At 65.9% G+C, this 18,003-nt stretch carries 24 protein-coding genes, 1 tRNA gene and 1 other RNA gene; 15 read left to right on the top strand and 11 right to left on the bottom strand.

Features of this window, described 5'->3' with window-relative positions; translation table 11 throughout:
- Window positions 1–5 precede the first annotated feature (5 nt).
- Both gyrA and SPHI_RS09150 read left to right on the top strand, forming a co-directional pair.
- Window positions 6–2,789 carry a DNA gyrase subunit A gene (gene gyrA, locus SPHI_RS09155; RefSeq protein WP_076744625.1) on the top strand — a complete coding sequence of 928 codons (2,784 nt, stop codon included), beginning with the start codon at window positions 6–8 and terminating at the stop codon, window positions 2,787–2,789.
- On the top strand, window positions 2,786–3,136 hold the full coding sequence (locus SPHI_RS09150; RefSeq protein WP_076744624.1) for a DUF952 domain-containing protein: 351 nt from the start codon (window positions 2,786–2,788) through the stop codon (window positions 3,134–3,136). The genes gyrA and SPHI_RS09150 overlap by 4 nt, the downstream gene beginning before the upstream one ends.
- 134 nt (window positions 3,137–3,270) lie before the next feature.
- Here the strand turns inward: SPHI_RS09150 and SPHI_RS09145 are convergent, their stop codons facing one another.
- From SPHI_RS09145 to SPHI_RS09135, 3 genes are read right to left on the bottom strand one after another with little or no spacing between them, the layout of a single operon-like run.
- Window positions 3,271–3,702: a DUF488 domain-containing protein gene (locus SPHI_RS09145; RefSeq protein WP_198927842.1), complete on the bottom strand. Its 432-nt coding sequence runs from the start codon at window positions 3,700–3,702 to the stop codon at window positions 3,271–3,273.
- A 16-nt stretch (window positions 3,703–3,718) separates the two neighbouring features.
- Window positions 3,719–4,135, bottom strand: a complete 417-nt coding sequence (locus SPHI_RS09140; protein ID WP_076744622.1) for a YybH family protein — start codon at window positions 4,133–4,135, stop codon at window positions 3,719–3,721.
- Window positions 4,132–5,703: a GGDEF domain-containing phosphodiesterase gene (locus tag SPHI_RS09135; protein ID WP_076744621.1), complete on the bottom strand. Its 1,572-nt coding sequence runs from the start codon at window positions 5,701–5,703 to the stop codon at window positions 4,132–4,134. The genes SPHI_RS09140 and SPHI_RS09135 overlap by 4 nt, the downstream gene beginning before the upstream one ends.
- Before the next feature lie 95 nt (window positions 5,704–5,798).
- On the opposite strand from SPHI_RS09135, the gene moaA reads away from it, so the two are divergent.
- The 3 genes from moaA (at window position 5,799) to SPHI_RS09120 (ending at window position 7,725) form a co-directional block, all read left to right on the top strand.
- Complete coding sequence (gene moaA, locus SPHI_RS09130; protein WP_076744620.1) at window positions 5,799–6,809, top strand: GTP 3',8-cyclase MoaA; 1,011 nt, start codon at window positions 5,799–5,801, stop codon at window positions 6,807–6,809.
- Complete coding sequence (locus SPHI_RS09125; RefSeq protein WP_076744619.1) at window positions 6,806–7,585, top strand: NAD kinase; 780 nt, start codon at window positions 6,806–6,808, stop codon at window positions 7,583–7,585. The genes moaA and SPHI_RS09125 overlap by 4 nt, the downstream gene beginning before the upstream one ends.
- 65 nt (window positions 7,586–7,650) lie before the next feature.
- Window positions 7,651–7,725: transfer RNA gene (locus tag SPHI_RS09120), tRNA-Asn, on the top strand.
- 325 nt (window positions 7,726–8,050) lie between these two features.
- Here the strand turns inward: SPHI_RS09120 and SPHI_RS09115 are convergent.
- Both SPHI_RS09115 and pspF read right to left on the bottom strand, forming a co-directional pair.
- Window positions 8,051–8,659, bottom strand: coding sequence for a superoxide dismutase (locus SPHI_RS09115; protein WP_066781089.1), 609 nt, complete (start codon window positions 8,657–8,659; stop codon window positions 8,051–8,053).
- 83 nt (window positions 8,660–8,742) lie between these two features.
- On the bottom strand, window positions 8,743–9,792 hold the full coding sequence (gene pspF, locus SPHI_RS09110) for a phage shock protein operon transcriptional activator (protein ID WP_076744618.1): 1,050 nt from the start codon (window positions 9,790–9,792) through the stop codon (window positions 8,743–8,745).
- Window positions 9,793–10,043: 251 nt separating this feature from the next.
- Here pspF and SPHI_RS15115 point away from each other — a divergent pair, with 251 nt between their 5' ends.
- The 9 genes from SPHI_RS15115 to SPHI_RS09070 all read left to right on the top strand — a co-directional run bounded on the left by SPHI_RS15115 (window position 10,044) and on the right by SPHI_RS09070 (window position 13,407).
- Window positions 10,044–10,181, top strand: coding sequence for a hypothetical protein (locus SPHI_RS15115; protein WP_198927841.1), 138 nt, complete (start codon window positions 10,044–10,046; stop codon window positions 10,179–10,181).
- A 79-nt stretch (window positions 10,182–10,260) separates the two neighbouring features.
- On the top strand, window positions 10,261–10,941 hold the full coding sequence (gene pspA, locus SPHI_RS09105; protein WP_076744617.1) for a phage shock protein PspA: 681 nt from the start codon (window positions 10,261–10,263) through the stop codon (window positions 10,939–10,941).
- A gap of 1 nt (window position 10,942) precedes the next feature.
- Entirely contained in the window at window positions 10,943–11,230 is a 288-nt protein-coding gene (gene pspB, locus SPHI_RS09100) for an envelope stress response membrane protein PspB (protein ID WP_076744616.1), read from the top strand.
- Window positions 11,230–11,613, top strand: coding sequence for an envelope stress response membrane protein PspC (gene pspC / locus SPHI_RS09095; protein WP_076744615.1), 384 nt, complete (start codon window positions 11,230–11,232; stop codon window positions 11,611–11,613). The genes pspB and pspC overlap by 1 nt, the downstream gene beginning before the upstream one ends.
- A 27-nt stretch (window positions 11,614–11,640) precedes the next feature.
- A complete protein-coding gene (locus SPHI_RS09090; protein ID WP_076744614.1) occupies window positions 11,641–11,967 on the top strand; it encodes a hypothetical protein in 327 nt (108 codons plus the stop codon).
- 13 nt (window positions 11,968–11,980) lie between these two features.
- On the top strand, window positions 11,981–12,268 hold the full coding sequence (locus SPHI_RS09085; RefSeq protein ID WP_076744613.1) for a hypothetical protein: 288 nt from the start codon (window positions 11,981–11,983) through the stop codon (window positions 12,266–12,268).
- A gap of 26 nt (window positions 12,269–12,294) precedes the next feature.
- Window positions 12,295–12,543: a hypothetical protein gene (locus SPHI_RS09080; RefSeq protein WP_233130823.1), complete on the top strand. Its 249-nt coding sequence runs from the start codon at window positions 12,295–12,297 to the stop codon at window positions 12,541–12,543.
- A gap of 40 nt (window positions 12,544–12,583) precedes the next feature.
- On the top strand, window positions 12,584–12,823 hold the full coding sequence (locus SPHI_RS09075; protein WP_076744612.1) for a hypothetical protein: 240 nt from the start codon (window positions 12,584–12,586) through the stop codon (window positions 12,821–12,823).
- A 179-nt stretch (window positions 12,824–13,002) separates the two neighbouring features.
- Window positions 13,003–13,407: a SufE family protein gene (locus tag SPHI_RS09070; RefSeq protein WP_076744611.1), complete on the top strand. Its 405-nt coding sequence runs from the start codon at window positions 13,003–13,005 to the stop codon at window positions 13,405–13,407.
- A 25-nt stretch (window positions 13,408–13,432) separates the two neighbouring features.
- Here the strand turns inward: SPHI_RS09070 and SPHI_RS09065 are convergent, their stop codons facing one another.
- From SPHI_RS09065 to rnpB, 3 genes are all read right to left on the bottom strand, one after another.
- On the bottom strand, window positions 13,433–13,723 hold the full coding sequence (locus tag SPHI_RS09065) for a hypothetical protein (protein ID WP_076744707.1): 291 nt from the start codon (window positions 13,721–13,723) through the stop codon (window positions 13,433–13,435).
- Entirely contained in the window at window positions 13,720–14,256 is a 537-nt protein-coding gene (locus SPHI_RS09060; RefSeq protein ID WP_076744610.1) for a J domain-containing protein, read from the bottom strand. Before SPHI_RS09060 ends, SPHI_RS09065 begins: the two co-directional genes overlap by 4 nt.
- A 55-nt stretch (window positions 14,257–14,311) precedes the next feature.
- Window positions 14,312–14,701, bottom strand: an RNA gene (gene rnpB, locus SPHI_RS09055) — RNase P RNA component class A.
- 250 nt (window positions 14,702–14,951) lie between these two features.
- On the opposite strand from rnpB, the gene SPHI_RS09050 reads away from it, so the two are divergent.
- Window positions 14,952–15,239, top strand: a complete 288-nt coding sequence (locus tag SPHI_RS09050) for a hypothetical protein (protein WP_076744609.1) — start codon at window positions 14,952–14,954, stop codon at window positions 15,237–15,239.
- A gap of 127 nt (window positions 15,240–15,366) precedes the next feature.
- Here the strand turns inward: SPHI_RS09050 and SPHI_RS09045 are convergent, their stop codons facing one another.
- The 3 genes from SPHI_RS09045 to SPHI_RS09035 all read right to left on the bottom strand — a co-directional run bounded on the left by SPHI_RS09045 (window position 15,367) and on the right by SPHI_RS09035 (window position 18,001).
- Window positions 15,367–16,056: an N-acetylmuramoyl-L-alanine amidase gene (locus SPHI_RS09045; RefSeq protein WP_076744608.1), complete on the bottom strand. Its 690-nt coding sequence runs from the start codon at window positions 16,054–16,056 to the stop codon at window positions 15,367–15,369.
- 65 nt (window positions 16,057–16,121) lie between these two features.
- Complete coding sequence (locus SPHI_RS09040) at window positions 16,122–16,943, bottom strand: CheR family methyltransferase (protein WP_198927839.1); 822 nt, start codon at window positions 16,941–16,943, stop codon at window positions 16,122–16,124.
- Complete coding sequence (locus SPHI_RS09035; protein WP_076744607.1) at window positions 16,940–18,001, bottom strand: chemotaxis protein CheB; 1,062 nt, start codon at window positions 17,999–18,001, stop codon at window positions 16,940–16,942. Before SPHI_RS09035 ends, SPHI_RS09040 begins: the two co-directional genes overlap by 4 nt.
- Window positions 18,002–18,003: the final 2 nt, after the last annotated feature.

Raw genomic sequence — 18,003 nt, 5'->3', positions numbered from 1 at the left:
GCGTTTTGACCGACGAGACCGTCCTCGCCGACCCTTCGGACATTGCTCCGATCTCGATCGTCGAGGAAATGAAGACCAGCTACCTGGATTACGCGATGAGCGTGATCGTGGCGCGCGCCCTTCCCGATGTGCGTGACGGCCTGAAGCCCGTCCACCGCCGCATCCTCTTCTCGGCCAACGAAAGCGGCTTCACCTACAATCGGCCGTATCGCAAATCGGCGCGCATCGTCGGTGACGTGATCGGTAAATATCACCCGCACGGCGACACAGCGATCTATGACGCGTTGGCGCGCATGACGCAGGATTGGTCGATGCGCGCGCCGCTGATCGACGGCCAGGGCAACTTCGGCTCGATGGATCCCGATCCGCCCGCCGCGATGCGCTACACCGAGGCGCGCCTCGCCCGCATCGCTGATTACCTGCTCGACGATCTCGACAAGGACACGGTCGATTTCCAGCCGAACTATGACGGCTCGGAAAGCGAACCTTCCGTCCTCCCCGCGCGCTTCCCCAACCTGCTGGTCAACGGCGCCGGCGGCATCGCGGTCGGCATGGCGACCAACATCCCGCCGCACAATCTCGGCGAAGTGATCGACGCGTGCCTCGCCTATCTCGATCGCGCGGTGAACGGCGGCGAGCCGCTGACCACCGAAGAGCTGATGGAGATCGTACCCGGCCCGGACTTCCCCACGGGCGCCGTGATCCTCGGCCGCGCCGGCGCGCGCAGCGCCTATGAGACCGGCCGCGGATCGATCATCGTCCGCTCGCGCTACAAGATCGAGGAAGGCCGCGGCGACCGCCGCTCGATCGTCCTCACCGAAATTCCGTACCAGCAGGGCAAGAACGCGCTGGTCGAGAAGATCGCCGAGGCCGCCAAGGACAAGCGGATCGAGGGCATCGGTGACGTCCGCGACGAATCGAACCGCGAAGGCGTCCGCGTCGTCATCGAGCTGAAGCGCGATGCCACCACCGACGTCGTCCTCAACCAGCTCTGGCGCCACACGCCGGCGCAGGGCAGCTTCCCCGCCAACATGCTTGCGATCCGCGGCGGCCGGCCCGAGATGCTGCCGCTGCGCGACATCATCGCGGCATTCGTCCAGTTCCGCGAGCAGGTCATCACCCGCCGCTCGAAGTTCGAACTCGCCAAGGCGCGTGATCGCGCGCACATCTTGCTTGGCCTGGTGATCGCGGTCACCAACCTCGACGAGGTCGTCCGCATCATCCGCGGCTCGTCCTCGCCGGTCGAGGCGCGCGGCAAGCTGATGGCGCGCGACTGGCCGATTGCCGAGATCGCCGGCTACATCAAATTGGTCGAGGCGGTCGAAACCGAGATCACCGGCGACACTTATCGCCTGACCGAGATCCAGGTCCGCGCGATCCTCGACCTGCGCCTCCACCGCCTCACCGCGCTGGGCCGCGACGAGATCGGCGACGAGCTGAAGGCGCTGGCCGATTCGATCGCCGAGTTGCTCGCCATCCTCGCCGATCGCGTGAAGCTGTACGAGGTGATGCGCGGCGAGTTCACCGAGATCCGCTCGCTCTTCGCCACCCCGCGCCGCACCGAGATCGCCGCCGCCGCCGACGGCATCGACGACGAGGATCTGATCGAGCGCGAGGACATGGTCGTCACCGTGACCATGCAGGGCTATATCAAGCGCACGCCGCTGGAGGCGTTCCGCGCCCAGGCGCGCGGCGGCAAGGGCCGCAGCGGCATGGCGACCAAGGACGAGGATGCCGTCACCAGCCTGTTCGTCACCTCGACGCACACGCCGGTGCTGTTCTTCTCCACATTGGGCCGCGTGTATCGCATGAAGGTGTGGCGCCTGCCCGAGGGCAGCGCCAACACCCGCGGCCGCCCGATGATCAACCTCCTCCCGCTCCAGCCCGGCGAGACGATCTCCACCGTGCTCCCGCTGCCCGAGGACGAGGCAGAATGGGGCAAGCTTCACGTCATGTTCGCGACGTCGCGCGGCAGCGTGCGGCGCAATTCAATGGACGCCTTCACCAACGTGCCCTCGAACGGCAAGATCGCCATGAAGTTCGAGGGCGAGGATGCCGACGATCGCCTGATCGGCGTCGCGCTGCTGGAGGAGAATGACGACGTCCTGCTCGCTACCCGCGCGGGCAAGGCGATCCGCTTCCCCGGCGACGACGTGCGCGAGTTCCAGAGCCGCAACTCCACCGGTGTGCGCGGCATGCGGCTGGCGGATGGTGACGAGGTGATCTCACTCTCGATCCTCCACCGCGCCGGCGCGACGCAGGAGGAACGCGAGGAGTATCTGAAGTTCGCACCTTGGAAGGCCACCGAGCGCGAGGGTGAGCCGAGCGACATGGCCCGCTTCGAGCACCTGCGCGCCCACGAACAGTTCATCCTCACCGTCTGTGCGAACGGCTACGGCAAGCTTTCGTCCGCTTACGAATATCGCCGGACCGGCCGCGGCGGCCAGGGCATCACCAACATCGACAACATCGCGCGCAACGGCCCGGTGGTGGCGAGCTTCCCGGCCAGCAAGAACGACCAGCTAATGCTCGTCACCGATCAGGCCAAGCTGATCCGCATGCCGCTCGCAAGCCTGCGCGTCATCGGCCGCAACTCGGCCGGCGTGCGCCTGTTCAACGTCGGCGACGGCGAGCATGTCGTCGGCTGCGCGCGGATCGACGAGGAGCCCGAGCCCGAGAATGCGGCGGAGGAAGCAGTTGCCGCGGAACTGTCCGCGCCCGAGATCGCTCCGGACACCGGCGCAACGGTGGGTGACGATGCCGCCGCCGGACCGGAGGATGGCCAATGACGAACCCGACCACCGCTTATAAGGTGCTCACCGCCGAGCAGATGGCGACTCTGGAGCATGACGGCAGATTCGCCGGCGCACCGGTGGATCTGGAGGATGGCTATATCCACCTCTCCACCGCCGCCCAGCTGACGGAGACGGTGGACAAGCACTTCGCCGGCAAGAGCGACCTGTACGTCGCGGCCGTCGATCTCGAAGCGCTTGGCGACAAGATCCTTTGGGAAGAAAGCCGTGGCGGGCAGATGTTCCCCCACCTCTACGGCACGCTGACGCTGGACGTGGTGGTGGCCTACAGCGCCCTCGATCGCGACGACGAAGGCAAGGTACGACTGCCGGTCACCGGCTAACCCTCGCCGGCACGGGGGGGGCCGGCGAAGCTGGTGGAGGGCGCCTCCACAAGCAATGCGCTCTGTGAAAGCGCCCTTCCACCGGCGCCCACTGCGGCCGTCCGTCCCCGCGCAGCGGCGAGGATAAGCGATCCTCAGGCGAACAGATTCACCACCTCAGCGTTTTCACCCTCGGCCTGCAACAGCAACGTTCGATGGCAGTGGCACGGATCACGCTCGTAGCACAGCAGCGCCGACGGCTTCTCCGCCGCCAGTGCCCGCATCTGCGCCGCCGCCGCTTGCGCCTCCGGCAGCATCAACTGATCGTCATACACCGCGCGCAACGTCACCGCGTCGCCCTTCTTCGCCGCATCGCGCCCGCGCTTGGGCGTGCCGAGCGCTTTCAGATGGACATAGTCGATCCCTGCCTCACGCAGTGAAGCGGCCAACGTCGATTTGGAGAAGCCCGGCCGGCGCGAGAGCGGGAGCGCCCGGACGTCGATCACCCGCTCCACTCCCGCGTCGCGCAACGCGGTGGTGAAGGCGTCCATCGTCACGCCCTCATATCCGATGGTATAGATCGTCAACGCCGCCATCGTGCCCTTACGAACTATGGTCGGCGATGATCTGCCATCCCTCCTTGCGCCGCTCGAACAGCAAGGTCGTGAGTCCAGTCTGCGCAGCGCCGCTGGCCGGCGTCAGCGTCCAGCGTGCCACGTGCAGCATATGGACGTTGCTGATCGTCCGCCAACCAACCGGCTGGAACGACAATCGTCCGCGGCTGTTCGCCCCGCCCGCGAAGCTGGCGGCGTAGCGCTTGGCGATCTCCGCCTTGCTGCGCGCCAGGTCCTTGCCCGACGCGTAAAAGGCGTCCTCGGCATAGATCGCCATGAAACGATCGAGCGCCCCGGCATTCCAGCCAGCCGCGCTTGCCGCCATCTCGCGCTCGATCGCCGCCTGCGGCGTCATCGCGACAGCGGTTGCAACTGCAGCCCGGGCCACCAGAGCGACAAGGATCATGCGTCATTCCCCTCCACCAGCAGGCCCAGTGCGCGCTCATCAAGCGGCCCGGCGCACAGAAAGCCCTGGTACAGGTCGCAACCTTCGGTGGCGAGCAGATCTCGCTCGGTCTTGTCCTCCACCCCCTCGGCGATCGTGCGCAGCCCGAGGCCGGCGGCAATGGCAATGATACCGCGCACGACCACCCGCGCGCGCGCCCCGCCTGCGATATCCTGGGTCAGGCTGCGATCGATTTTGAGATAATCGAGTGGTAGTGCCTTGAGGTAAGCCAGGCTCGAATAGCCCGTTCCGAAATCGTCGATCGCGATGCGAAGGCCCGCGCCGCGCAACTGGCTCAGGCGTTCCGCCGCGATCGCCAGATCGGTGACGAAGCCGCTCTCGGTCACCTCCGCCGTTACGCGCGCGGGCTCGATCCCCGATCGCTGCACCAGACTGAGGAAGTGCCCCGCAAAGTCGGATCGGGCCAGGTCCGCCGCGGTGACGTTCACCGCCACGCGCAATCGTGCAAGCGCCCCCCGCCACGCCGCCGCACGCGTCAGCGCCAGACGCTGGATGTGCTCGGAAAGGGCCAGCCCCAGCCCGGCGCGATCTGCCGCGGTGAACAGCGTATTCGCGCCTAATATGCCGTGCATCGGATGCTCCCAGCGCGCCAACGCTTCGACGCCGACGATCCGGCCGTCCGCCAGCGTCACCTGCGGCTGAAACAGGATGTCGATCTCGTTCCGATCGATCGCGCGGTGGAGGTCGGCGGCCAGACCGAGCCCGCCGCTCACGGCCGGATCCGGGGCGGTGCGGACGCCAGCGCCCTCGCCCACCAACGCGTCGCCCAGCGCCTCGCGTGCGCGGCGTACCAGCGCGTCCGGGGCTTCTCCCCTCACCCGGTGCGCCACGCCGATCCGCGCGCCGATGCTTGCTTCCTCCTGCCCCAGTGCGAAGCGGCGGCCGAGCGCTGCCTCGATGGCCGCAATCCGCCCGAGCGCCGCTTGCGGACTCTCCTGCAAGGCGATGACAAAGCGTGCGCCATCGTCACGCTCGATCACCGCTGCGGTGGGCAGCGCTGCTACGATCCGCCCCGCCGCTTCGCGCAGCAGCCGGTCGCCGGCCACGCGCCCATAAGCGGCGTTCACCGAGTCGAACCGGGTCATGGCGATCACTGCGACGGACGCTTCCTCATCCTCCGCCAACGCCGCAACGAAGCGCTCGGCCGCGCTGCCCGCCTCACCGGCCCGCCGCATCCGCGCCGTGCCCCGAAGCCGCCGGGCGTGGCGGCCGGCGAACCGCAACGCCGTGTATAGCGCAGCGCCAGTCACCGGCCCGACGCAGACATGCGTCGCACCCTCGTCATAGGCGGCGAGCGCTGCGGGTTCGTCTTGCACCAGCGCCAGCAGCGCAGCGCGCGCCGCAGAGGCGGCGCCATCTTCCAAGGCAATCCCGCGCATCTCAACACGGGCATCGACAAGCCGGACTTCAGCAAGCGCGCCGCCGATCCGCCATCCCGCGGCGCGCACCAGTTCGGCCAGGGCCTCGCTGCCCGGTGCCAGCGCCACCTCGCCGATATCGTCGATCATCTCGCCCACAAGTCCGCCCGTATGGCCCGCCGCGGCGCACGGCAATGGTCGTCCGCCCCTTGTCGCTCAGCCGCACAGCGCCTAGCTGTTCCGTTATGGGAGATACGCCCGACGCCGGCCCCGGCCTTATCGACGGTTTCGGCCGCGCGATCCGCTATCTGCGCATCTCCGTCACGGACCGCTGTGACCTGCGCTGCCGCTATTGCATGGCGGAGAAGATGACCTTCCTTCCGCGCAGCAAGTTGCTCGCGTTGGAAGAGATCGCGATCATCGCCGAACGGTTCATTGGATTCGGCGTGCGCAAGATTCGCCTGTCGGGCGGCGAGCCGCTGGTGCGCCGTGATGTGGTGGAACTGGTGCAGCGGCTCGGCGGCCACCTCGGCGCCGGGCTGGACGAACTCACCATGACGACCAACGCGACGCGGCTAGCCGATCACGCGATGGCGCTGGCGGATGCGGGCATCCGGCGCGTCAACGTCAGCATGGACAGCCGTGATCCCGAAACCTTCCGCTACATCACCCGCCACGGCGACGTGACGCAGGTACTCGACGGCATCACCGCCGCCAAGCACGCGGGCCTGGCTGTCAAGATCAACATGGTTGCGCTGAAGGGGCTGAATGAAACCGAGATCGCTCCGATGCTCGACTGGTGCCTCGCTGAGGGGCACGACCTGACGCTGATCGAAACCATGCCGCTCGGCGTCGTCGACGAAGACCGCACCGACCGCTTCGTGCCGTTGACCGCGATTTACGAAGGGCTGGCGGATCGTTTCACCCTCACCCGCGATGCGAACGGCACTGGCGGCCCGGCGCGCTATTGGCAGGTGAACGGCACGGCGACCCGGCTCGGCCTCATTTCCCCGCTCACCGCCAATTTCTGCGACGGCTGCAACCGCGTGCGCCTCACCACCGAAGGCAAGCTCTACTCCTGCCTCGGCCATGATGATCAAGTGGATCTCAAGGCCGCCTTGCGTGACGGCGGTGTGGCGGCGCTTGATGACGCAATCCGGCTTGGCATCGCCGGCAAGCCCGCTCGGCATGACTTCCGCATCGAGCGAGGCGCCGCTCCGGCGGTGGCGCGCCACATGAGCGTGACGGGCGGATGACCGACTACGTCCGGCGGGCATTGGTCGCCTCGCCCACCGCTCAGGCCCAGGCCGCTCGCGCCGCGCTTGCCGATGCATGGGATTGGTGCCCAATCGACGAAGCCGATGTGGTGATCGCGCTCGGCGGTGACGGCTTCATGCTGCAAACGCTGCACACGTTGCTTGATACCCGGCGCGCGCATCTGCCGGTGTTCGGCATGAACCTTGGCACCGTCGGCTTTTTGATGAACGAGTGGCGGCAGCATGATCTTGACGAGCGGCTGTCGAACGCACGTGCGTTCAAGGTGACGCCGCTGCTGATGACCGCGACAGGCATCGACGGGCGCGTGCATACCATTCCCGCGATCAACGAAGTGTCGCTGCTGCGCGAGACCCGCCAGACGGCGAAGCTGGAGGTGCGAGTCAACGATCGTATCGTGTTGGAAGAGCTGGCATGCGACGGCATCCTCGTCGCCACGCCCGCAGGCTCCACCGCCTATAACCTCTCCGCGCACGGCCCGATCCTGCCGCTAGGCTCCGCAATGATCGCCCTCACCCCGATCAGCGCCTTTCGCCCCCGCCGCTGGCGCGGTGCCATCCTGCCGGACAAGGCGCGCGTCAGCCTGCGTGTGCTCGATGCCGCCAAGCGCCCGGTGTCAGCCGTGGCGGACCAGCGCGAGATTCGCGAGGTGGCGGAGGTCGATATCGCGATCGACCGCGCACGCGAATTGACCCTTTTGTTCGATCCCGAACACGCGCTGGATGACCGGATTACCATGGAACAGTTCGTCGCTTGAGATTTCCGGAAAACGGGGGGTTGCAAGCGCCAGAATTCCGGCTAAAGACGCGCCTCCCGCAGCGTTCCCTGATAGCTCAGCGGTAGAGCTCTCGACTGTTAATCGAGCGGCCGTAGGTTCGAATCCTACTCAGGGAGCCAGCGGGCCTTCTTCGGCCCGCCGCCTAGCGAGCGATTGCCGCGCCATTCTCACCATCTATCCGTCACCCCGGACTTGATCCGGGGTCCCGCCGCAGTTGTGAAAATCCCGCAACCCACGCGTCTCCTTCGCCGTCACCCTGAACTCGTTTCAGGGTCCACTTCTCCGCACAGGGAGGCCTCGCCTTTGGCGCGGTGGATGCTGAAACAAGTTCAGCATGACGGCAGTTTGGAGCGCCGACACAAGCCCCGCCACCAGCGCGCAACAAAAAAGGGCAGGCCCAACTGGGCCCGCCCCTCCTGATGTCCGCAATCGCGGCGAAAGAAATCAGGCCGCGTCGAAACGCCGGCCGGCCTCTTCCCAGTTCACCAGATCCCACCACGCCTTCAGATAGCCGGGACGGTCGTTTTTGTAGGTGAGGTAATATGCGTGTTCCCACACGTCATTGCCCAGGATCGGCGTGCCCTTGTCCTTGGCATCGTCCATCAGCGGATTGTCCTGGTTCGGCGTCGAGGTCACCTTGAGCGCGCCCGACGAATCCTTGATCACCCACGCCCAGCCCGAACCGAACTGGCCCGCGCCCTTGGTGTTGAACTCTTCCTTCAGCTTGTCGAGGCCGCCGAACGCATCGATCGCGTCCTTCAGCGCGCCGGTCGGCTGGCCGCTCTTCGACGGGCTAGTCATGATCTTCCAGAAGAAGTCGTGGTTCCAGTACCCACCGCCATTGTTGCGCACCAGCGGCGGCAGCGAGGAGATCTGGCCGAGGATCTCTTCGATCGACTTGCCTTCCAGCTTCGGATCGGCGGCAACGCCCTCGTTCAACTTGGCGGTATAGGCCGCGTGATGCTTGTCATGGTGGAACGTCATCGTCTCCTTGGAGATGACCGGCTCCAGCGCGTCATAGTCGTACGGCAGCGGCGGCAATTCGAATGCCATGGGATTTCTCCTTCTGGGGTTCGCGAAACGGAACGCGACGCTTCCCAAATGGCTCCGGCGCGCTCGTTACGCAACCGATGCGATCACCCTCCTGCCCCAATCAGATCGTGCCGGCGCAGCGCATGGCGCAACTGATCGTATGTCAGCCCCAGCGCATCTGCGGTCGCGCGCTGGTTGAAGCGATTGTCCGCCAGCGCGCGGGACAGCAGTTCCTTCTCGAACAGCGCCACGCGACTCTTGAAATCGGACGGGCCGACATCGCACGCGGCCACTTCGTCACCGTCACTGGAGGATGTCGGCTGGGGTTCTTGCGGCGCTGGAGTCGGCATGATCGGCGCTGTGGCGGCGCTTCCCGGACGAAACGGCGACTGAAACGGATCGAACTCCACGACCTCGATCGGCCCCTCGCGATCCCAGCGGTAAACCGCCCGCTCCACCACGTTGCGAAGCTCGCGCACATTGCCGGGCCAGCGATAATCGCGCAGCGCATCCTGCATCGCCGGCGCGAAGCCGTGCCAGCGCTCCCAGCCCATTTCCGCCGCCATACGCCGCCCGAAATGATCCGCCAGCACGATGATGTCGCTCTTGCGCGCGCGCAGCGGCGGCAGCGTAACCACCTCGAACGACAGCCGGTCGAGCAGGTCGGCGCGGAATTCGTGCCGGTCGACCTTGTCGGGCAGATGCTCGTTGGTCGCGGCGACGATGCGCACATCGACACGGATCGGGCGCGAGGCGCCGATGCGGGTCACCTCGCCATATTCGACCGCGCGCAACAGCCGTTCCTGCGCCCCCATCGACAAGGTGCCGAGTTCATCGAGGAACAGCGTCCCGCCGTCCGCCTCCTCGAACCGCCCCACACGGGCCTTGGTCGCGCCCGTGAAAGCCCCCGCTTCATGGCCGAACAGTTCGGCCTCGATCAGCGTTTCGGGCAGAGCGGCGCAGTTCATTACCACCAGCGGCTGATCCCACCGCGGACTGAGACGGTGGAGCCGCTCGGCGACCAGCTCCTTGCCGGTGCCGCGCTCCCCGATCACCAGCACCGGCCGGTCCAGCCCCGCCGCGCGACTGGCGCGCTCGAGCGCGTCGAGGAACGCGCCCGACTGACCGATCACTTGTGTCGCCCGTTCGACCATTGCGCCTCGCCCCGTTCGCCCAACGCTTGGCGCATTTTCCCAATGCTTGGCAAGACGTGTTTCAGCGCTTCATATCACCTTCAAGCCGCACGAAAACACAGCCTCAAACGGCCAAGTCCTTGTATCTCCGTGCTTTCGCCTTGTCCGCGTCGCCGTAGCTGAGCCACCTGATGAAATTGGCACGCCCCCTGCAAAGCATCGAGCATCCCCGGAAAACGGGAACCGAAATAGCAGGTACAGGAGACACCGCCATGACCCAGTTCGCAAACATCGGCCGCACCCTTGCCGCCATCGCCTGCACCATCGTGCTCAGCACCACCATGGTGCTCGGCGCGGTCGGCCCGGCGCAAGCGGGATCGGCCACCCCCATCGTTCGCGCGGTCGCGTGAACGACGCCGCCGGGACAGGTCTTCCCTCGCCTCGTCCCGGCGGCAAGCCTATAAAAGGGCATCACCAGGAGTTTCGTTGATGGGCATATTTTCCCGCACCCGCGACATTGTCGCCGCCAACATGGCGGAGCTGCTCGAAAAGGCAGAAGATCCGGCCAAGATGATCCGCATGATCATCCTGGAAATGGAGGAGACGCTGGTCGAGGTGCGCGCGTCCGCCGCGCGGACGATTGCGGATATCAAGGAGATGCGCCGCCACATGGCCAAGCTCTCCGACATCGAGACCAACTGGACCGACAAGGCGGAGCTCGCGCTGTCGAAGGATCGCGAGGATCTCGCCAAGGCGGCCCTCATGGAGCGCCAAAAGGCGACCGACATGATCGACCAGCTGCGCGCCGAGGTCGCCGTGCTCGACGATACACTGCGCGGCTCGGAGGAAGACATCGCGAAGCTTCAGAACAAGCTGCGCGAAGCGCGCACCCGGCAGAACAACATCGCAACGCGGCTGGAGAGCGCCAACAACCGCTCCCGTCTGCGCGAGATGTGGAACGGCCCCCGCACCCACGATGCCTTCAGCCGGTTCGAGATGCTGGAACGCAAGGTGGACGAAGCCGAGGGCCGCGCCGATGCCCTGGGGCTGGGCGCCCAGCCCAAGAGCCTCGACGAGGAAATCGCCGAATTAAAGGCGTCCGACCGCGTCGATGCCGAACTCGCCGCGCTCAAGGCGCGCCTGAACAACCGCTCGAACGGGGATAATTGAGATGGAAGACGTGCTCGTACCGATCTTCGTCGTCGGCATGCTCTTCATCGGGCTGCCCTGGCTGATCATGCATTACGTGACCAAGTGGAAGCAGGCGCCGGGCGGCATGACTACGGAAGACGAGGCGCTGCTGGACGAGCTTCACTCGCTGGCCAAGCGGTTGGAGGACCGGGTCAACACGGTGGAGCGCATCGTCGCTGCGGACAATCCCGACTTCCGCCCCGGCCTCGCCGACTATCACTCGCAGCCCGACTATCGTCTCGAAGATCGCATCAAGGGGAGGAACTGATGGCCGACAACAGCCGCACCAAATTCTACCTCAACCGCCAGGATCGCAAGTGGAAGGGCGTATGTGCCGGCATTGCAGACTATACCGGGATCGAGGTGCTGTGGGTTCGCATCGGCATGATCCTGCTGACGCTCGCCGGCGGCTTCCCCTGGACGCTCATCGCCTATCTGCTGATCGGCTGGATGGCGCAGGATCGCCCCGCGAACCTTTACGGATCGCCCGAGGACGCGAAGTTCTGGCAAGGCGTGCGCTCCAACCCGAAGCGCACCACCGCGGAGGTCCGCTCCAAATTCCGTGAACTCGACCGGCGACTGGCTGACATCGAGACCCATTACACCAGCCGCAACACTCAGCTTGCGGACGAGATCGAGCGGCTGCGCTGAACGCGCGCCGATGGGAGAGGAACAATCATGTCGCCAGAAAAGCTCGAAATCATCCAAGGCCTGTTCCCGCTGATCGCGCTGCTCGTGTCGGTCTGTATCGCCGGCTGGGTGCTCACCACCTGGCTGCGCATCAAGAACGGCTATCCGCTGGACGGCGCCTGGGGCCAGGCAATCTATCCCAAGCGCGATGACGAAACGGTGGAGCGGGTAAAACTGCTGACGCAGGAGAACGGCCAGCTTCGAGCCGAGCTGGGGGCGATCAAGGATCGGCTGCAGAACGTGGAGCGGATCGTCACCGACAGCGGCCACATGCTCAGCCACGAGATCGAAGCTTTGCGCGACCGCGCGAACTGAAAGGCCTCACGCCATGCAATCCTGGGTTTTCCTCGCCTTCTTCATGATCGTGGTCGGCTTGCCCGTCATCCTGGGCATCGGCAGCTGCATGTTCCAGCGCTGGCTGAAGCACAAGGAGCGGATGGCGGAGGCGCTCACCGCTCAGACGGCCGAAAAGGCGGCACAATATGCCGCGCATACCGAACGGCTGGAGCAGCGCGTGCGCGTGCTGGAACGGATCGTGACGGACAAGGGCATCGCCATTTCCGACGAGATCGACTGCTTGCGTGAACTGCCGGCGCCCTTTGTGCGCACCAACTAGAACCACTCGAACGAAGAGGATTTGAGATGCCCTGGTCCGTTGTCTTCATGGTCCTCGGGATCGTGTTGATCACCGCCATCGCGCGGGTTTCCAAGGAAAAGTACCGCGCCATGGGGCGCACCGGCGAACAGCATGCGCTCCCCGCCGAGGCGATCGCCAGCCGCGAGGAGATCCGCCAGCTGAAGGAGCGGATCGCCGTGCTGGAGCGCGTCATCACCGACAATCACGGCAGCGCCGATCTGAGCCGTCAGATCGAAGAACTGCGCGACCGCTGATTCTTTCGACGCTGAGCCGTTAAATAAGGGAGCCACTGTCATGCCTGACCCGAGCTTCTACCTGATCATGGCAACCGCCGCGCTCGCGGGGCTGGCGATGCTGATCTCCGCGTGCCTCGCTGGCTGGCGCGGCTGGCTCCGGCTAAAAGAGCAGGAACTGCGCCAGGACGCCGACGCTCGCGCCCCAGCGCCGACCAGCGCCAGCGCGCGGATCGAGATCGCCGACCTGCGCGAACGCATCCGCAAGCTGGAGGCGATTGCTGCAGGCGTGGATCTTTAAGCCAGCACCCACGCGCCGGACATACATCACCGTTCGCCCTGAGCTTGTCGAATGGCGTGTCACAAGCGGCACCTTCCGCAACACGTGCATCGACAAGCTCGGCACGAACGGGTTGATGGTGACGCCGGCAACACCGTCGCGGTTGCCCCCTGAGTACCCAAGGTCTAGGCGCAGCCGCCATGACCGAGCTGGCCGACATTCGCGACGAATATGAGTTCCTCGACGCCGACGATCGCTACCGCCTCTTGATCGATCTGGGTCGCGCCCTGGAGCCGATGCCTGATGCGCTGAAGACCGATGCGACGCTGGTGCGCGGCTGTTCCGCCTCTGTCTGGGTCTATCCGACGCGCGCGGCCGATGGCACGCTGCACTTCCTCGCCGACAGCAATGCCGCGATCACCAAGGGGATCATCGCGCTGGTGCTGAAGACGGTGCAGGATCGCGCGCCTTCCGAGATCTCGGCAACGGACATCGAGGGCGCGCTGGCGCCGTTCGACCTGAAGAATCAGCTGAGTTCGAACCGGACCCAGGGCGTCCCCAACATGATCGCACTGATCCGCGAAACGGCGAAACGCTACCTCTAAACTCCTCCCCGGCACGGGGAGGAGTTTAAGAAAACCGCCCTGCCAGCTCCGCGACATCGCTCCCAGCCGGCACCACCAGCCACTCGCCCGGACGGCGCGTATCCACCACCGTCACCGCATCCTTCGGGCACAGGCCAAGGCACTTCACCTCGATCACGCCGAATGCGGCCTTGCGCCCTTTGCCGAAGCCCGGCTCATGCCGCAGTGCCTTGGCCAGCCGCTCGCGTCCCTTCGGCCCGAACCCGCCGCCCACCTTCTTTGAACATTTGGCGCACACCAGCAGCGCGCCGCTCCAATCTGATTTGGCGCGCTTCACGCGGGCTTCCAACTCCGCCGCTCTTCCGCCGTGCGCAGCACCTCGTACGCCGCCTGGATCGCCTGGAAGCGCTTGGCCGCCTCCGCATCGCCGGGGCGCACATCGGGGTGGTTGGACTTCGCGAGCCGCCGCCATGCCGTGCGAATATCCTCGAAGCTGGCGTCCACCTCTACCTCAAGCACTTCCAGCGCCTTCATCTCGTCGCGCGACCGGCTGCCGTCGCCCGATCCGGCCCAGCTCTGATAGCGCGACTGTTCGAAGCCCGACGCATCGCGCCGCTCCGCCTGCTCGCGCGCAGCGGCTTCCTCGGCGTTCAGGCCCTCGAAGTAATTCCAGCCCTTGTTGTATTCCGCGGCATGTGCCTGGCAGAAATACCAGCGCTCCGGGCTATTGGGGGACTTGGGCGCAGGGCAATTGCCCGGCTCCTCGCAGCCGTGACGATCGCATAACCGCACCTGCGTCGCCTCACGCGCGGCGCCATAGGCACGCCAGCGGGGAAAACCCCAATCATTGGAACGGGAAGAACGCGCCATCCCCCGCCATCTAGCGATTGAAGCGCCAAGGTTAAACAGGGGCGGGGTTAAAGATGACACCAGAGGGCCTGTAAGCCGGGTTCTGTCCTCCCTCTCGGGATGGGCGACCATTCCTCTCGGCGCGCCGTTGCCGACGCGCTCCAGCAACCAACCCGGGCAGCAGGTGGGAACACACCCCGGGGATCAAGTCCCCATGCCGCCCCTATTCGGTCTTGCTCCCGGTGGGGTTTGCCATGCCGCCGCCGTTACCGGAAGCGCGGTGCGCTCTTGCCGCACCCTTTCACCCTTGCCTGGCCGAAGCCTTCATCTAAAAGATTAGGCGGTCTGCTCTCTGTGGCACTTTCCCTGGGGTCACCCCCGGCGGGCGTTACCCGCCACCGTTGTTCCGCGGAGCCCGGACTTTCCTCGACGTGGCGAACCACGACGCGGCCGCCCGGCCCTCTGATGTGCGCCGGCGTGTAGCGGGACTGCAATGAAAAGCAATCACCGCGCAGCGGCAGACGCCTATTGGCGAAGCTGCTTGTTGTCCGGGCGGCGAACCTGATGGAGCCGTACCCGCCAACAGCACTCAACATAACGACACCAAGCCGACAACAAACGCCCGTTCGTTGCAAATGACCGTCATTCCGAAGCCGGAACAAAACCGTTCTGTGGCGGTTCGGCTATCTGGAAACAACGTGTAACGGGAGAGTAATATGGCGGATTATCGCGCAACCGATGACGGTGTAGGCGTTCGCCGCCGCGGCGGTGGTCGCGTGATTGCGATCGTGCTCGGCATTGTCGCCGTCATCGCAGTGTTACTCTTCGCGACGGGCTTCTGGAGCGCCGACGTGAAGGAAGGCGCACTTCCCGACGTGGACGTGAGTGCAAAGGGCGGCGCGATGCCCGACGTCGATCTCGACAGCAAGGAAGTCGTCGTCGGCACCAAAAAGACCGAGGTTGAGGTTCCCGTCGTTGGCGTGAAGGACAACGGCGAGAAGTAAGGCTCGCATGGCCACCAATAAACAACAGCAATGGGAGGGGATCAGCGTTTAACACGCTGGCCCCTTTCTTTTTTGTAGGTCAGCTGTGCTCATGCTTCGGGACGAATGGACGCGCAGGACAATGCGCTCAATCATCTCCCTGCGGTCTGGGCAGCAACAACGCCAGCAGGATCATGCGGCATTCCGCATCGATCTCCCCGTCGATCAGTTCCGGGCGAAACCGCCGCTGAAAGGCCATGATCGCCGCCATCTTGTCGGCCACGTCATAGCCGAAGCGCTCCAGCGCGAGCAGGAACGCCGCCTCCCCCCACATCGGGTCCATCAGGTTCTTCGTCGGCCGCGGCAGCGCGAGGCGTAACCGCGCGAGCTTGTGCCAGGGAAACAGCTCGCCGGGATCGCGCTTTCGGGCGGGAGCAATGTCGGAATGCGCGACGATGTTGCCGCGCGTGATCTCGTACCGATCCTTGATCCCGTGAACGAGCCGGATCACCGCATCGATCTGCACGTCGGGAAACGGCCGATAGCCATGGTCATGCCCGGGATTGACGATCTCGATACCGACAGAGGCGGAGTTCACGTCCTCGATCTCGCGCCAGTGCGAACGGCCGGCATGCCAGGCGCGCTTGTCTTCCGGCACCAGGCAAAACACGCTGCCGTCCTCTTCCACGACATAATGCGCCGACACCTTGGCCGCAGGATCGCGCAGCCGGGCGACCGCCGACGGGCCGTCCGCCATGCCGGTATAATGGAGCACGATCATCGTGATCGGCAGCGTGCGGTCGTCGAAATTGGGCGATGGCGCCTCGATTGGCGTCATGGAAACTCCTGCGCGGCCGGTATGCCGCTTGCCTTACATTGCGGCTGCGTGCGCCGCTACGCCGTTCAACGCGCGGGCAATAGCTCGTAGAGGCCGCGAAAGCGCTTGCTTGGAACGAAGCGGCCGGATTGCCCGATCACCGTCTCGCCCGCACCCAGCATCAGCAGCCCGCCGGGCCGCAAGCTACCGGCGATCAGATCCAACACGCGCGTCCGCATTTCGGGCGCGAGGTAGAACAGGACGTTGCGGCAGAACACCGCATCGAACCGGCCGCCGGGCGCGGCATCCACCACCAGGTTGCTACGTCGCCACACGATCCGCCGCACCAATTCCGCCTGTGCGACCCAATCATCGCCGTCCTGCTCAAACCAGCGAAGCATGCGCCGGATTGGCAAGCCGCGCTGAATCTCGAACTGGGTGAAGCGCCCCGCCCGCGCCCGTGCGATCGCCGCGGCCGATACGTCGGTCGCGATCAGATCGGCCAATGCCCCGCCACGCTCGGCAAAGGCGATGGCCAATGACAGCGGCTCCTGTCCCGTGGCACAGCCCGCGCACCAGATGCGCGGTGTGCCCGGCGCAATGCTGGCGATCGCTTCCGCCGCAGCCTCGATCGCCCCGGCATCCCGGAAGAACGACGTTTCCTGGTTCAGCAGCGCGTCGACGATCCGGTCAGCGAGCGCCGGATTGCTGCCGCCGCGAACGTGACCAACCAACTCATCGATCGAGCCTAGGCCGTTTTCCGCCGCAAGCGGCTTCAGCGCCGTATCGATTCGCCACGCCCGATTGGGGGCAATCCGCTGGCCGGTGCGCGATTCCAGCAGCGATGCCAGCGCGGTCAGCGTGATGGGGGTGGCGTACGGGGTATCGCCGGAGGGTACGGCCGTCATGCCGCCACGGCTCTGCGCTCGGCGATAAAGGCACCGATCGCCTCGGGCGCCAGCACCGCGTCCGCAATGCCCGCCGCCGCCACCGCGCCGGGCATGCCCCAAACAACCGAGCTTGCCTGGTCCTGGGCCAGCACCGTGCCGCCGAGTTCGCGCACCCGCGTCGCGCCCTTCAGCCCATCACGTCCCATCCCGCTCAGCACCACCGCGAGCAGCCGCGACCCGAACCGATCCGCGAACGTCTCGAACATGGGATCAACGGAGGGCATGTTGCCGTTCGCCACGGGCGTGCGAGACAGGCGCACCGCTGTCCGGCCGCTCGGCAGCAAGGCCGCCACCACATGCGCGTCGCCTGGCGCCACCACGATCATGCCCGCGTCCAGCGCCATACGGTCGCTTGCCACCACGCAACGGCGCCGGGTCGCCGCCTCCAACTGGCCGACGAAATAAGGGATGAAAGCGGCCGGCAAATGCTGAGTGATGACGATCGGCGCGTGGAAGCTGGCCGGCAGCGCCTGCAACAGCGCATTGATCGCATGAATGCCGCCCGTCGATGCACCGATCGCCACCACGTCAAAGTCGCGCTGCGGAACCGCTAGGCGCGCAACGGGGTTCACCACCGGCTCTAGCCGTTCGTTCAACCGCGCCAGCTTCTCCCCGAGTGCCTGGGCAAACCCGCCCGAAGTCACGGCGCGGCCCGGCTTCACCAGCGTGTCCGCCGCGCCAAGCGCCAGCGCCTCGATCGTCGCTGCGGCGCCTTCGCCCGCTGCCGAGGAAACCACCAGCACCTTGGCCCCGGCTCCCGCGGCCAGAAGGTCCGGAAGGCCGGTCAAGCCGTCGATCCCCGGCATTTCCAGATCGAGCAGGATGACGTCCACGGTCTCCTCGGTCAGAAAGCGCAAGGCACGCGGCACGTCGCTCACCGCGGCTGCCACGGTGCATCCGCCCGCATCCTCCACCATCCGCGCCAAGACCGCGCGCGCGACCGCCGAATCATCGACGATCAGCACGCGTTGCCGCGCGCCCGCGGGCGCAAATGATCGGGCCGGGCGCGATGCCATGG

This window comes from Sphingomonas jeddahensis (genome assembly GCF_001981525.1).
Lineage (GTDB): Bacteria > Pseudomonadota > Alphaproteobacteria > Sphingomonadales > Sphingomonadaceae > Sphingomonas > Sphingomonas jeddahensis.
Note: the sequence above shows the minus strand (reverse complement) of the source record. Positions and strands in the feature narration are given on the sequence as shown.

Bases quoted from the DNA above. Each gene is read 5' to 3' on its own strand.
- SPHI_RS09125 (WP_076744619.1), top strand. From the start codon at position 6,806: ATGACCGACTACGTCCGGCGGGCATTGGTCGCCTCGCCCACCGCTCAG.
- SPHI_RS09050 (WP_076744609.1), top strand. From the start codon at position 14,952: ATGGCGGATTATCGCGCAACCGATGACGGTGTAGGCGTTCGCCGCCGC.
- SPHI_RS09090 (WP_076744614.1), top strand. From the start codon at position 11,641: ATGTCGCCAGAAAAGCTCGAAATCATCCAAGGCCTGTTCCCGCTGATC.
- SPHI_RS09085 (WP_076744613.1), top strand. From the start codon at position 11,981: ATGCAATCCTGGGTTTTCCTCGCCTTCTTCATGATCGTGGTCGGCTTG.
- pspF (WP_076744618.1), bottom strand. From the start codon at position 9,792: ATGGTCGAACGGGCGACACAAGTGATCGGTCAGTCGGGCGCGTTCCTC.
- moaA (WP_076744620.1), top strand. From the start codon at position 5,799: ATGGGAGATACGCCCGACGCCGGCCCCGGCCTTATCGACGGTTTCGGC.
- SPHI_RS09150 (WP_076744624.1), top strand. From the start codon at position 2,786: ATGACGAACCCGACCACCGCTTATAAGGTGCTCACCGCCGAGCAGATG.
- SPHI_RS09060 (WP_076744610.1), bottom strand. From the start codon at position 14,256: ATGGCGCGTTCTTCCCGTTCCAATGATTGGGGTTTTCCCCGCTGGCGT.
- SPHI_RS09140 (WP_076744622.1), bottom strand. From the start codon at position 4,135: ATGATCCTTGTCGCTCTGGTGGCCCGGGCTGCAGTTGCAACCGCTGTC.
- SPHI_RS09080 (WP_233130823.1), top strand. From the start codon at position 12,295: ATGCCCTGGTCCGTTGTCTTCATGGTCCTCGGGATCGTGTTGATCACC.
- SPHI_RS09045 (WP_076744608.1), bottom strand. From the start codon at position 16,056: ATGACGCCAATCGAGGCGCCATCGCCCAATTTCGACGACCGCACGCTG.
- SPHI_RS15115 (WP_198927841.1), top strand. From the start codon at position 10,044: ATGACCCAGTTCGCAAACATCGGCCGCACCCTTGCCGCCATCGCCTGC.
- SPHI_RS09040 (WP_198927839.1), bottom strand. From the start codon at position 16,943: ATGACGGCCGTACCCTCCGGCGATACCCCGTACGCCACCCCCATCACG.
- pspA (WP_076744617.1), top strand. From the start codon at position 10,261: ATGGGCATATTTTCCCGCACCCGCGACATTGTCGCCGCCAACATGGCG.
- pspB (WP_076744616.1), top strand. From the start codon at position 10,943: ATGGAAGACGTGCTCGTACCGATCTTCGTCGTCGGCATGCTCTTCATC.
- SPHI_RS09070 (WP_076744611.1), top strand. From the start codon at position 13,003: ATGACCGAGCTGGCCGACATTCGCGACGAATATGAGTTCCTCGACGCC.
- SPHI_RS09035 (WP_076744607.1), bottom strand. From the start codon at position 18,001: ATGGCATCGCGCCCGGCCCGATCATTTGCGCCCGCGGGCGCGCGGCAA.
- SPHI_RS09075 (WP_076744612.1), top strand. From the start codon at position 12,584: ATGCCTGACCCGAGCTTCTACCTGATCATGGCAACCGCCGCGCTCGCG.
- pspC (WP_076744615.1), top strand. From the start codon at position 11,230: ATGGCCGACAACAGCCGCACCAAATTCTACCTCAACCGCCAGGATCGC.
- SPHI_RS09115 (WP_066781089.1), bottom strand. From the start codon at position 8,659: ATGGCATTCGAATTGCCGCCGCTGCCGTACGACTATGACGCGCTGGAG.
- SPHI_RS09135 (WP_076744621.1), bottom strand. From the start codon at position 5,703: ATGATCGACGATATCGGCGAGGTGGCGCTGGCACCGGGCAGCGAGGCC.